12 protein-coding genes are annotated in these 12,687 nt (G+C 49.7%); 3 read left to right on the top strand and 9 right to left on the bottom strand.

The genetic code is table 11. The features are described from left to right. Position 1 precedes the first annotated feature (1 nt). The 9 genes from L6466_RS01625 to L6466_RS01585 all read right to left on the bottom strand — a co-directional run bounded on the left by L6466_RS01625 (position 2) and on the right by L6466_RS01585 (position 9,271). On the bottom strand, positions 2-1,117 hold the full coding sequence (locus L6466_RS01625) for an efflux RND transporter periplasmic adaptor subunit (RefSeq protein ID WP_237802283.1): 1,116 nt from the start codon (positions 1,115-1,117) through the stop codon (positions 2-4). A gap of 49 nt (positions 1,118-1,166) precedes the next feature. Continuing rightward, positions 1,167-2,414, bottom strand: coding sequence for an ABC transporter permease (locus tag L6466_RS01620; protein WP_237802284.1), 1,248 nt, complete (start codon positions 2,412-2,414; stop codon positions 1,167-1,169). 19 nt (positions 2,415-2,433) lie between these two features. Further along, a complete protein-coding gene (locus L6466_RS01615) occupies positions 2,434-3,672 on the bottom strand; it encodes an ABC transporter permease (protein WP_091813860.1) in 1,239 nt (412 codons plus the stop codon). After that, complete coding sequence (locus L6466_RS01610; protein ID WP_091813855.1) at positions 3,656-4,315, bottom strand: ABC transporter ATP-binding protein; 660 nt, start codon at positions 4,313-4,315, stop codon at positions 3,656-3,658. The genes L6466_RS01615 and L6466_RS01610 overlap by 17 nt, the downstream gene beginning before the upstream one ends. 85 nt (positions 4,316-4,400) lie before the next feature. Next, on the bottom strand, positions 4,401-4,760 hold the full coding sequence (locus L6466_RS01605; RefSeq protein WP_237802285.1) for a GntR family transcriptional regulator: 360 nt from the start codon (positions 4,758-4,760) through the stop codon (positions 4,401-4,403). Further along, positions 4,757-5,638 carry a hypothetical protein gene (locus tag L6466_RS01600; RefSeq protein ID WP_237802286.1) on the bottom strand — a complete coding sequence of 294 codons (882 nt, stop codon included), beginning with the start codon at positions 5,636-5,638 and terminating at the stop codon, positions 4,757-4,759. The genes L6466_RS01605 and L6466_RS01600 overlap by 4 nt, the downstream gene beginning before the upstream one ends. Positions 5,639-5,656: 18 nt before the next feature. Further along, entirely contained in the window at positions 5,657-6,475 is an 819-nt protein-coding gene (locus tag L6466_RS01595; protein WP_237802287.1) for an ABC transporter ATP-binding protein, read from the bottom strand. A 149-nt stretch (positions 6,476-6,624) separates the two neighbouring features. After that, a complete protein-coding gene (locus L6466_RS01590) occupies positions 6,625-8,379 on the bottom strand; it encodes an ABC transporter ATP-binding protein (RefSeq protein WP_237802288.1) in 1,755 nt (584 codons plus the stop codon). After that, positions 8,369-9,271, bottom strand: a complete 903-nt coding sequence (locus L6466_RS01585; RefSeq protein WP_237793572.1) for an NAD kinase — start codon at positions 9,269-9,271, stop codon at positions 8,369-8,371. Before L6466_RS01585 ends, L6466_RS01590 begins: the two co-directional genes overlap by 11 nt. 75 nt (positions 9,272-9,346) lie before the next feature. Here L6466_RS01585 and L6466_RS01580 point away from each other — a divergent pair, with 75 nt between their 5' ends. The 3 genes from L6466_RS01580 to recG are packed head-to-tail and all read left to right on the top strand — an operon-like array spanning position 9,347 to position 12,672. Further along, positions 9,347-9,913, top strand: coding sequence for a DJ-1 family glyoxalase III (locus L6466_RS01580; protein ID WP_237802289.1), 567 nt, complete (start codon positions 9,347-9,349; stop codon positions 9,911-9,913). Further along, positions 9,913-10,569: a 2-C-methyl-D-erythritol 4-phosphate cytidylyltransferase gene (locus tag L6466_RS01575; RefSeq protein ID WP_237802290.1), complete on the top strand. Its 657-nt coding sequence runs from the start codon at positions 9,913-9,915 to the stop codon at positions 10,567-10,569. The genes L6466_RS01580 and L6466_RS01575 overlap by 1 nt, the downstream gene beginning before the upstream one ends. Then, on the top strand, positions 10,570-12,672 hold the full coding sequence (gene recG, locus L6466_RS01570) for an ATP-dependent DNA helicase RecG (RefSeq protein ID WP_237802291.1): 2,103 nt from the start codon (positions 10,570-10,572) through the stop codon (positions 12,670-12,672). The last annotated feature ends 15 nt before the right edge of the window (positions 12,673-12,687 follow it).

Below are 12,687 nucleotides of genomic sequence, written 5' to 3'. Positions count from 1 at the left end.
ATTACTCGTTTTTATCGTCTTCTGAAATAATCTGCGGGCCACGCACCTTCTGGTCTTTCTTGAGGCCCTTCCTAATCTCAATATTCACGCCGTCACTGAGGCCTGTCACCACAGCCTGACGCTCGTAGGTCTTCTGCTTGCCCTCACCCTTCACCACATAGACGAAGGTGGAGTCGCCCACGAACTCGATAGCACTCTCAGGCACACAGAGCACATTGTTGGCCTCAGCCAATACAATCTCGGCATTGGCGCTATAGCCAGAACGAATCTTACCATCGGAAGGTACAACAACAGCCGCCTTGATCTCAAACTGATTGGCACCGTTGCTCTCAGTAGCCTTTGGCGAGATATACTCCAAGGTAGCATCAAACTGCAAATCCTGCAGGGCACCAATGGTAATCTTCATGGGCACGCCGATAGCCAACTGTCCCACTTCCGTCTCGTCGATATTTCCACGGAAGATGAGGTCATTCATATTAGCCACCGTAGCAATCGTCGTACCATCATTAAACGTATTTGAATTGATCACCGAGTTGCCCACCTTAACAGGGATATCCAGGATGATACCACTGATCGTAGAACGAATCAGCGTGCTCGATGCCGAAGCGTTCGACTTCGACACACCATCACGTACCACCTGCAGAGCATCTACAGCGGCAGCCTTCTCTTCCTGTGCCTGCTTCAACTGCTGGCGCGCCTTCTCGTAGTCCTCGTCGCTCACCAGTTTTTGGTCATGCAGGTTCTTCGTGCGGGCATAGTCGGTCTCTACCTGTTTCAGGTTGATATCAGCCAGTCGCACACGACTCTCAGCACTCGACAACTGTCCCATATCAGGAATCACCTTCACCTTTGCAATCACCTCGCCCTGCTCCACACGGTCGCCTGGCTGCTTCATCAGTTCAGCGATGATACCACTAATCTGTGGTTTTACGTTGACCTCATTACGAGGCTCTATCTTACCCGTAATGATAGTTGTCTTACGGATGCTGTCCGTAGCAGTTGAGAACTCCGAATACTGAATCTCCTTTGGCTGACTCTTCTGCCACAGGAATACGAAAGTTCCGATGAAAATCAGCGCCACAATAGCAGCGATGACCAGTTTGAAATACTTTTTCATATCTATATCCTTTTATTTTTTACCCTTTTACTTTTTCACCTTTTTACCCTTACTCGTCTCTCATAGCATCTACCGGTTTGATGCTCATAGCGCGTGCAGCAGGCGCCAATCCGGCCAGCACACCCATCGCCGCAATAGCGAGCGCAGCAAAGATAGCAGTCCAGAAACCCACCTGGAAATGAGCAGACAGGATACCATCTTCTGTATTGGCCAATTCCAACATCTGCAGAATCATCACGGCAAAGAGGATACCACTCATACCCGCCACCATCGTCAGCACAATACTCTCGGAGATAATCTGTGAGAGGATCATCTTTGGCGTGGCACCAATAGCGCGACGGATACCTATTTCTATGGTTCGTTCGCGCACGGTGACCATCATGATGTTTGACACACCAATGGCACCAGCGAGCAAAGTACCGAGACCTACCAGCCAGATGAGGAAGTTGACACCTTTAAACAGGCTATCCAACATCTGGAATAGCACCTCTGTATTAAACACCATCACACCTTGCTCGTCTTCCGGGTCAATAGTATGAGCACGGGCTATCGTCTCTCGAATACGATCGGTGATGGTAGACATAACCACGCCCTTTTTACCCGTTACAGCTATCATGTGAACATTCTGCCCCATGTTATAAGTCTGTTGCATCAGTGTGATAGGCAGAAGCATCGTGGTACCCGATTCGCCACCGAAGCTAATACCTTCGGCAGAACTATAGTCAACACCCACAATCTGGTAATAGACAGAGTCAACACGGATGAAACTGCCACAGGGGTCACCACCTCCAGGAAAGAGATCCTTATAGGTCTTCTTCTGAATGACGCACACCTTACGACGCTGTGCCACATCCATATCGTTGAGGTAGCGCCCATAGCGCATCTTAGGTTCACTCACTCGCTGATAGTCCTCCTGCACACCATTGATGCTGACAGTTGTCTTACGATCACCGAAATAGGCCGTACCACCATTAGAGAAAAGCACAGGACTCACCACTTCGAGTTCAGGTATGCGACTTTTCAGACGTTGCACGTCCTTGTACTCCATATCCCATCGACGCCCCTTGCGAAAACCCTTGTAAGCCTTTGTGGTAGGTTGTGCCCAAATCATAGCACTATTGGTAGCGAATCCTTCGAAGTTCTGATTGAGCAATTCCTTCATACCCTGCCCGCCACCAATCAGCGCCACCAGCATGAAGACACCCCAAAACACCCCGAAGCCCGTCAGGAACGAACGACTCTTGTTGCGCGTCAGCGTATCGAGAATCTCTCTATATGTATCTATATCTAATCTCATATCAGTTCACAGTTCATTATTAGTCGGCACGGAGTGCTTCTATGGGACGGATTCTACTTGCTTTAAAGGCAGGAATAAGCCCTGCAATAGTACCAGCGATAATCATGACCATCGTTGCCTCAAAGCACACATCGAGCCCTACCGTGGGGTCCAGGAACATGGTGGCCTTGAACAGGCCCGCATCCACCTTCGTATGACCCAGAGTGGCATCCATATACTCATTGGCAGCAATGCCGAGAATCATACCAATATAGCCAAAGATAGTGGTGATGATGATACTCTCGATGATAATCAACTTCAGGATACTCCAAGGTTTGGCTCCAATGGCTTTGCGGATACCAAATTCATGGGTGCGCTCTTTCACCGTTATCAGCATGATATTCGAGACACCCACGATGCCACTCAACAACGTGAAGAGTCCTACAATCCATAGGGCCGTACGGATAATACCGATACCTTTCTGCATCTGCAAGTTCTGCGTGTACCGGTTCCACAACCAGATAGCACTCTCGTCATCTGGATGGGCTTGATGTGCCGTATTGATGCGCTGACGGTAGTCCTTTTCAAAGGCTTCGTTATCACCTTCTGTCTCAAGGCCGTGGAAAGTGAACTCTATGCGTCCTGCGTCATCCGTCTTGGCGCCATAAATACTCTTGATAGTGCTATAGGCTGAGAACATATCAGCGCGTCCGTTCTCCTGTTCTTTGTAGATACCCACAATCTTAAAGGCGAAATTTCCCACCTTCACAAACTGTCCTACATGCGTTTTGAGTTCTTTTGCCTGTTTGTTACTAATGATCAGAACCTTACGTTTTCCATTGATATCTATAGTGTTGATAAAGCGTCCTTGTAACATTTCCACCTTATCAATCTTGATATGATTAGGATAGACACCAGCAATCGAACCCGTCAGATACTGCTGTCCGTTGCTCACCATACCAGAAGTGCGATATTGGGCACCCACCTCATCAATAACGGTCTGAAACTCTTCACTGCTAATGTCGATGTCGCGTGCCTTCAGGTTGATCCAACGCCCCTCCTTCATACCCTGATAAGGCATCGACGTCTCACCACCATAGACCACCATTGAGTTGCTCAGGAAGCGATTCATCTGTGTCATATTGGCATTGATGAGTCCATTACCAGCTCCCAGCAGCACGATGAGCATAAAGATGCCCCATGCTACAGCAAAACCGGTCAGTCCCGTACGCAACTTATTGCGACGTGCCGTCTGCCATATCTCATTCAATAATTCCATCCTTGATACGAATAATGCGATTGGTTTGCTCGGCCACACCAGGGTCGTGGGTTACAATGACCTGTGTGATATGCTCCTGAGCATTCAGATCTTTGAGCAGCTGCATCACCTCAACAGAGGTCTTCGAGTCGAGCGCACCTGTGGGCTCGTCGGCCAGAATCATCTGTGGTTTTGTAATCAAAGCACGGGCTATGGCCACACGCTGTTTCTGTCCACCCGACAGTTCATTGGGATAATGGTCGGCCCAGTCTTTTAAACCCAGGCGCTCCAAGTATTCCATAGCAAGGGTGTGTCGCTTTTTACGCGACACCCCTTGATAAAAGAGTGGCAACTCCACATTTTCCACAGCATTCTTAAACGAGATGAGATTAAACGACTGGAAGATAAATCCAATCATGTGATTACGATACTCGGCAGCCTTGCTCTCAGAGAGGTTCCAGATACGCACGCCATTCAGGGTGTAGAGTCCCGAGTCGTAGTTGTCGAGGATACCCAGGATATTCAGCAAGGTGGACTTGCCTGAGCCTGAGGCACCCATGATACTAACGAACTCGCCTGCCTCGATGTCGAGGTTGATTCCTTTCAGTACATGCAAGGGCTGAGCACCAAAGTAAGTCTTGTTTACGTTTTCTAAGTGTATCACTTTTGTTCTGTGTAATTTTCGTCACAACGATTATGCGTCATAACGAGGAATCGTTATCATTTTTGTTCATTAGACGCACGCAATGTCAGATTTGTTGCAGATGATACGCATCTTTAACATCTTCTAACGTTATGCCCAGTAGTTGCATCTGTCGGAACAGCTCTGGGAGTTGCTCTTTCATAAACATATGCTTGCGCTCCTTCAGGATCTGTTTCTTCGCCCCTTTAGTCACAAAGTAGCCCAGTCCTCTTTTATTATATATAATGTTCGCGCGAGCCAGTTCATCATAGGCCTTCACGGCGGTGTTGGTATTCACCTCCAGCAGTACAGCGTACTCACGCACCGATGGGATGCGGTCGTCGTCCTTGTACTTGTCGGCCAGTATCTCGTCACACAGCCTATCGGCCATCTGCAAGAAAATCGGTTTATCAGAATTAAATATCATACGTTCAACCATTTATTGTTTATCACCTGCACACGGCAGAAGAGCTTAAACGAAGCCCAATAGTGAGCTGCAATGATTAGCCAGCCACCCAGCAGGGCGAAATAGAAGCGGGGAGTGTAAATTGCACGGTAGGAATAATAAGTTGAGCCGTCAGGCAGTTGATGCTGTATCTCACCCTGCTCATACTCTATGAAGTGATAGTCTATATTATACAATTCCGTTTGTTTGATGACTATCGTCAGCAGAATAACGACAATGAGGATGACAGCACTCGTTGACAAGAACTGGAAACGACGGAACAGCGTGCCACCCACGATGAAGAGAGAATGGATATAGAACATCCAGGTAATTAGCATCAACACAGACTGCCAATCAAGAGCAGATGAGAAGAAATCTATATAGAAAGGAACGCCCCACACCATGACACGGCCTGTAATAACATCTATCAAGACGCGCAGTGCATCAGCAGCGATGATGGACACCACAGTGATAACAGCCATCAGAATGACAGAGTGAAGCAGACTAATGATATATTTCTCACCATTTGACACAGGCCAGAGCAGATAGGCAGAGCGCTTACGCGTATCCTTCATCTGCGAAAACAGATAACTGGCACCAAAGAGCATGGAAAAGCAAAAGAATACCATGCCGAAACCTATTGTCTCCTTCACAACAAAAGTATATTCGGAGAGCAAATCTTCTGCTGAACAAATCTGCTCCATCTTTGAATAGCCACTGCCTGCCACACGCGTAAAGAACAAGTTAGCGAAGAACAGGACTAACGTATAGATGCCAAAGATGCGAATCCACGACTTTCGTGATACGAGGAAGTGACACTTCAGTGCCTGACCAAATCTAGTTATATTGAAGTTTTCCATTTTTCTATTTGTTATTAGTTAAATCTTTGCTTGGGTAATACAGTTAAACAATAGTTCGAGGTTGACCTGCGTCTCGGCATCGCCCTCTTTGCGCCTAGCAACGACGGCATTGCCCTGAAGCGTGGGTTCGGCATAGAGCACATCGGCATCCATCTGCTGGGGTGTGCGATATTCGAAGACATACTGCTCTTCTATCTCCTGCATCGAGGCATTCAGCAGCACGCTGCGCTGGTCGAGAATCAAGACGTGGTCGAGCAACTGCTCCACATCGTGTACCTGGTGGGTAGAGATGATTACCGTGCGGTTGTCTGTCATGTGCTGGGCAATGACCTTGCGGAACTGCGACTTAGAGGGGATGTCAAGCCCGTTGGTCGGCTCGTCCATCAACAGATACTGCGTGTTGGTGGCCATTGCAAAGGCAATGTAGGCTTTCTTGCGCTGTCCCATTGAGAGTTTACCCAGATGCACATCCGCAGGCAAATCAAAGTCGGCCAAACAACCTTTCAATATCTCTTCAGAGAATTGGGGATAGAAAGGTTTGTAGAGTTTCACATACTCAGAGAGATGGATTGCAGGGAGTTCAAACTCCTCAGTAACAAGGAAGATACGGCTTAACATCTCTGCCTGTCGCTTGTAGGTGGCAATACCATCACAGTTCACACTACCCGCAGTGGGGCGCAACAAGCCTGAAAGCAGGTAGAGCAAGGTTGATTTACCTGTACCGTTCTTACCAAGAAGACCATAGATACGATTTTCCTCCAGTTTCAAACTGAAGTCGTCAAATACCAGACGCTTCTGTCCGGCATAATTAAAGTTAATGTTGTTTACGCTGATCATAATTATCTTATAACTTAAAAACGTCCCTGTAATAGTGTACCAGTTGAATAGTACACTGCAAAAGTAGATGTTTTTATGATACCAACCAAATATTTGGCTGATTATTTTACGTGATTAACAAAACTTTAACAATTCCACCTTATTAATTATTATGAGCCTATGGTGATAACCTGGTCGCAATAATCAATAACGGCGGTACGATGCGTCACGAAGATAACGGTGCGCCGATGGTCGCTGAGAATGTTTTCCAGCACCTTCTTTTCAGTCTCAGCATCCAGCGCACTTGTAGCCTCATCGAGCAACATGACACTACCTGGACGGAGCAAGGCACGCGCAATAGCGATGCGCTGGGCCTGTCCCTCACTGAGTCCCCCACCCTGCTCGGAGAAACGGGTATCAAGACCATCAGGAAGTTCCTCTACAAAGCCAGCGCAGGCCATCTGCAACGCATCCATCATCTGCTCGTCTGAAGCCTGTGGATTTCCCAACTGCAAGTTCTCTCGCAACGTTCCACTAAGCAATGTATTGCCTTGAGGCACATAGACAAAGTTACAACGATGAAGGGGGGTAAGTGAAGAGTGAAGAGTGAAGAGTGAAACGCTCGACCTCAGGTCGCTTGCTACCGAAGGGACGCAAGAATTTGCTTCCGCCTTCCCATCACCATTTCCGCTATAAATCTTTATTTCTCCATGTTGCGGCTTTACCAATGCCAGAAGCAAACGAATGAGCGTCGTTTTGCCAGTACCCGTCTCACCCATCACTGCAGTACAGGTGCCAGGTTTGAAGTCAACAGAAAAGTCCCTAAGTGCAGGCTGCTGACCTGGAGCACCATAATTGAAAGTGACTTGTTCGAATCGAATGCCACAAGGAGCCGGCAACATGCAGGACTCACCCTGCTGTTCCTCTGGAATATCCTCCAACTCCATCAGGCGCTCAGCAGCAGTAAAGACACTCACGAAGGCAGGCACCAGTTTTGCCAGGTCACGGGCAGGTCCTTGAATACGGTTTACCAGTTGCAGGAAAGCCGTCATGCCGCCAAAGGTCAGTGTGCCAGCATACAAACGGAGAGCGCCCCAAAGGAAAGCCACCAGGAATCCAATAGAAAAACCCAAGTTCAGAAAGAAGTTGCTGGCCACAGAGAAGGCCGTGCGTTTACGTACCCACTGTCGTAAGGTCTGTTGGGTGTTATCCAACCTGCCGAGCATCTGTTCGTCGGCCTCCATCGTCTTTACCAGCATACGATGTTGCATGGTCTCTGTGAGCAGACTCTGAATCAGACTGTCTGTATCACGCACTTTCCTGTTATATCGGCGCATATAGGCTATATAGACTCGACTCACAAGAATAAAGACTGGCAGAATAGCCACTGTCGTGATGGCTAGCCACGTATCCATCTGAAACAGATAGACGAAAGCACCCACAAACATGGCCAACGTACTAAGCGTAGAAGGGAGCGTCTCTGTGAGGAAAGTGACCACCGTCTTCACATCCTGTTCCAAACGGTTGATGATATCACCACTATGCATCGCCTCGCGTCCTCGCCACTCAGATCGGAGCAACCGTGCCAGGACACGCTGCTGCATACGGTTCTGTGCTTTTACACCAAGGATATTCCTCACCCATACACGTGAGATGCCCACAGCAAACTCACCCAGGATGAGGGCAGCCATCACCCCTACCGCAACATAGAGCGACCCGTCAAGTGCCCCTGATGCAATATCGATGGCACGCTGCATCGCCCAGACAGACGACAGTCCCAGGCCAACGCCAAGCAGTCCGATAGTCGCATTGAGGACTGCCTGCAGGCGATTACCCTGCAGCACCCTCCATAACCACCGGAATATCTCCTTTGCAGTAAAGTGATTATCAGGAATCTCGAAAAGACGTTTCAGTTTAGCGAACATCCGCCCCCCACATTAGCTTTTCCCTCAGTGTAGAGAAATAGCGTGTACTACTGCGCTTCACCACCTGTATATTATAAGGTGCACGACGTAATGTGATACAGGTGCCTTCGCCACATTTCTCCGAACGTCCGTCGGTAGCCACCAGGAAAGAGTGACTGCGGCTCTCCACGTCAAGGGTTATCACTGCATTGTCAGGAATAACGACAGGACGGATATTCAGGGAATGCGGTGCAACAGCCGTCATCACAAGCACGCCAGTACCAGGTACGATGACAGGACCGCCGTTAGACAAGGAATAAGCCGTAGAACCTGTTGGCGTAGAGACAATCAGTCCGTCGGCCTGATACGTTGTGAGATACTCGCCATTGATACTGGTACGGATAGATATCATAGCGGCAGTATCCCGTTTCAGGATAGCCACGTCATTCAGTGCATACGAGCACTCGTTCAGGGGCTGTCCGTCGGCCTGGACCTGAATCACGGCACGACTCTCCACGGCATAGTCATCATCATGCAAGGCTTGCAGACAAGACTCGATATCATCAGGCGTGATATCAGCCAGGAAGCCCAGGCGTCCCATATTGACACCCAGGATAGGAATATGTTTGGCCCCAACCCTGCACGCCGTCTTCAGGAACGTACCGTCGCCACCCATCGAAATGGCGAAGTCAGCCTCGAAATCATCACCCACAAAGGTGGTAAAACGGTCTTTCTCAGCATCCAGGATACGATGCACATTACACATCTCATTGATGAAGTGATAGTATTCCTCATCAATGACGACACGTGCGCCATGCACTTTCAAACAAGCCAGCACCTCTTGTATGGCAGCAGATTTCTCACGCTGATAGAGGTTGCCAAAGAGAGCAAATGTAAGGGTCTTAGTTGACATATTTCTCCTTTTTCTTTTGCATTTCGCAAAGTTTTTGTATCTTTGCGTGCAAAAGTACAAATTTAATTTCAAAATATGGCAAAAGTTTATGTTTTTCTTGCCAACGGCTTCGAGGATGTGGAGGCGTTGATACCCGTTGACGTGTTGCGTCGTGGTGGCGTAGAGGTGATTACAGTCAGTATCACTGGTGACTCACAGGTGGTTGAGACTGCCCACAACGTACAGATTGTGGCTGATGCCATGATAGAGGATTGCGACTTCAGCGATGCTGACCTGCTGTTCCTGCCAGGTGGTATGCCGGGTGCTTCCAACCTCTATGGGCACGAGGGTGTGCGCCAGGCTGTTCTCGCCCAGGCCAAGGCTGGCAAGAAGGTTGCAGCCATCTGTGCCGCTCCTGCTGTGGTATTGGCACAGCTGGGCATACTCGATGGCAAACGTGCCACGTGCTATCCTGGTTTCGAGCAACTGTTGGCAAAAGCCGACTATACCGCCGACCTCGTCACCGTTGATGGCAACATCACTACTGCAGAAGGTCCTGCAGCTGCATTCCCCTTTGCCTACGAACTGCTCTCACAACTCGTCAGCAAGGAAGTCAGCGACCAGATTGCAGAAGGCATGCGTTTTAAGCACTTGATGGCATAATGGACTATATCATCATCGTGGCAGGCGGCAAAGGCCTGCGTATGGGGGGCGACATCCCCAAGCAGTTCCTGCCTATTGGCGGAAAACCCGTATTGATGCGGACCCTGGAGCGTTTTCACGAATACTCCAAGGATTTGCAGATGATTCTTGTGCTGCCAAAAGCCCAACAGGCCTATTGGCAACAACTTTGCGAGGAATATGACTTCAAACTGGAGATACAGCTTGCTGCCGGTGGAGAAACGCGCTTTCACTCAGTGCAAAACGGCCTTTCTCTGATTCCCGACGACGCAGAAGGCGTTGTCGGCGTACACGATGGTGTGCGTCCGTTTGTATCGGTTGACGTGATCCGCCACTGTTACGAGACGGCACGCACCATGCAGGCAGTCATCCCCGTAACACCTGTTGTCGAGACCTTACGCCATATCCCCACACAGAAAAACGTACTGCGTAGCGATTACTGCTTGGTACAGACGCCCCAGTGCTTTGACATCCAGTTGCTCAAGGCAGCCAACAAACAGCCTTATTCCGATAACTTTACTGACGACGCATCTGTCGTAGAAGCCTACGGACATGAGGTAACAATGGTAGAGGGCAATCGTGAGAATATCAAAATCACCACACCTTTCGACCTTAAAATAGCAGAGACACTATTATAGATGAATATACTCGATCAGGATATCATGTATTTGCCTGGGGTAGGTCCCAACCGCAAGAAGATGCTCAGCAAGGAGTTGGGCATCGAGACCTATGGCGACCTGCTCGAGTATTATCCATATAAGTATGTGGACCGCTCGAAGGTCTATACAGTTCACGAACTAACTGGCGACATGCCATTCGTGCAGGTCGTAGGTCGCATCCTCAGTTTCGAGACCTTTGAGATGGGGCCTCGCAAGGAACGCGTGGTGGCCCATTTCTCTGATGGCACAGGCATCATGGACCTGGTCTGGTTCAATGGAGGTAAGTATGCCAGGCAGAATTACAAGATAGGCACTAAATACCTGGTGTTCGGACGGCCAGGCGTCTTCAACAATCGCATCCAGGTGCAACATCCTGATATCGACCTGGCTGAGAAGGTGGAGCTCTCCGCCATGGGCATGCAGCCCTATTACAACACGACGGAGAAGATGAAGAAGGCGGGCATGAACTCCCGTGCTGTCGAGAAACTCACGAAGACGCTGGTCGGCGTTTTGAAAGACCCGTTACCAGAGACCATCCCTAATTTCATCACCGCCCCACTCCATCTGATGAGTCGCGACCAGGCCTTGCGCAACCTGCATTATCCGCAAGACACGAAAGACCTGGAGCGGGCACGTGTGCGTCTGAAGTTCGAAGAACTCTTCTTCGTACAACTGAATATACTAAGGTATGCCAGCGACCAGCGACGCAAATACCGTGGTTTTGTGTTCAATCGCATCGGTCCTCTGTTCAACGACTTCTACCAGAAGAACCTGCCCTTCGCCTTGACAGGAGCACAGAAAAGGGTGATGCACGAGATCCGCAAGGATATGTGCACAGGCCGTCAGATGAACCGTTTGCTGCAAGGCGACGTGGGTAGCGGAAAGACACTGGTGGCCCTGATGACCATGCTCATTGCCCTGGACAATGGTTATCAGGCCTGTATGATGGCACCTACGGAAATCCTGGCAGAGCAACACCTGCAGAGCGTTCGTGAGTTCCTGAAAGGCATGCCTATCCGCGTAGAACTGCTCACTGGCATCGTGAAGGGCAAGAAGCGTCAGGAGATTCTCGACGGACTCCGCTCCGGTGATGTGCATATATTGATTGGCACACACGCCGTCATCGAGGACACTGTGCAATTCGCACAACTGGGTACTGTGGTCATTGACGAGCAGCACCGTTTCGGTGTGGCACAGCGAGCCAAATTATGGGCAAAGACAGAAGGCAACACCATCCCCCACGTCCTTGTGATGACAGCCACGCCCATTCCGCGTACACTGGCCATGACCCTGTATGGCGACCTTGACGTGAGCATCATCGATGAGTTGCCACCAGGCAGAAAGCCCATCCGCACCTCCCACGTCTTCGACAATCGCATGACGTCGCTCTATGACGGTATCCGCCGGCAGATTCACGAGGGCCGGCAGGTTTATATCGTATTCCCCCTCATCGAGGAGAGCGAGAAGATTGACCTGAAGAACCTGGAACAGGGCTTTGAGACCCTGCGCGAGGCCTTCCCTGATTTCCGTCTCAGTAAGGTACACGGCAAGATGAAGGCCAAGGAGAAGGAAGAGGAGATGCAGAAGTTTGTCTCTGGCGAAACACAGATTCTCGTAGCCACCACCGTCATCGAGGTGGGCGTCAACGTGCCCAACGCCTCCGTCATGGTGATTCTGGAAGCCCAGCGCTTCGGTCTTTCACAGCTCCACCAGCTGCGCGGACGCGTAGGCCGTGGTGCCGACCAGTCGTTCTGTATCCTGGTAACACCCTTCAAGCTGTCCGAGGATACCCGCAAGCGCATCGACATCATGTGCGAGACCAACGATGGTTTCCGTATTGCCGAGGCCGACCTGAAACTGCGTGGTCCCGGCGACCTGGAAGGCACACAGCAAAGTGGTATGGCCTTCGACCTGAAGATAGCCAATATTGCACGCGACGGCCAGCTTGTGCAATTAGCCCGTGACGAAGCACAGAAGATTATTGACGAGGACCCACAATGCCAATCGCCTAAATATCAGATGCTTTGGAACAGATTGCGCCAATTACGCAAGACAAATGTTAATTGGGCCGCCATTTCATAAGGTTTATGTTAAAAG

The sequence above is a fragment of the Prevotella communis genome (assembly GCF_022024175.1).
GTDB lineage: Bacteria > Bacteroidota > Bacteroidia > Bacteroidales > Bacteroidaceae > Prevotella > Prevotella communis.
The sequence above is the reverse complement of the archived record's forward strand: the minus strand, read 5'-3'. Positions and strand labels throughout refer to the sequence as shown.

Excerpts from the sequence above, each read along its gene's own strand:
- L6466_RS01625 (WP_237802283.1), bottom strand. The coding sequence starts at position 1,117 with ATGAAAAAGTATTTCAAACTGGTCATCGCTGCTATTGTGGCGCTGATT.
- L6466_RS01620 (WP_237802284.1), bottom strand. The coding sequence starts at position 2,414 with ATGAGATTAGATATAGATACATATAGAGAGATTCTCGATACGCTGACG.
- L6466_RS01615 (WP_091813860.1), bottom strand. The coding sequence starts at position 3,672 with ATGGAATTATTGAATGAGATATGGCAGACGGCACGTCGCAATAAGTTG.
- L6466_RS01605 (WP_237802285.1), bottom strand. The coding sequence starts at position 4,760 with ATGATATTTAATTCTGATAAACCGATTTTCTTGCAGATGGCCGATAGG.
- L6466_RS01600 (WP_237802286.1), bottom strand. The coding sequence starts at position 5,638 with ATGGAAAACTTCAATATAACTAGATTTGGTCAGGCACTGAAGTGTCAC.
- L6466_RS01595 (WP_237802287.1), bottom strand. The coding sequence starts at position 6,475 with ATGATCAGCGTAAACAACATTAACTTTAATTATGCCGGACAGAAGCGT.
- L6466_RS01590 (WP_237802288.1), bottom strand. The coding sequence starts at position 8,379 with ATGTTCGCTAAACTGAAACGTCTTTTCGAGATTCCTGATAATCACTTT.
- L6466_RS01585 (WP_237793572.1), bottom strand. The coding sequence starts at position 9,271 with ATGTCAACTAAGACCCTTACATTTGCTCTCTTTGGCAACCTCTATCAG.
- L6466_RS01580 (WP_237802289.1), top strand. The coding sequence starts at position 9,347 with ATGGCAAAAGTTTATGTTTTTCTTGCCAACGGCTTCGAGGATGTGGAG.
- L6466_RS01575 (WP_237802290.1), top strand. The coding sequence starts at position 9,913 with ATGGACTATATCATCATCGTGGCAGGCGGCAAAGGCCTGCGTATGGGG.
- recG (WP_237802291.1), top strand. The coding sequence starts at position 10,570 with ATGAATATACTCGATCAGGATATCATGTATTTGCCTGGGGTAGGTCCC.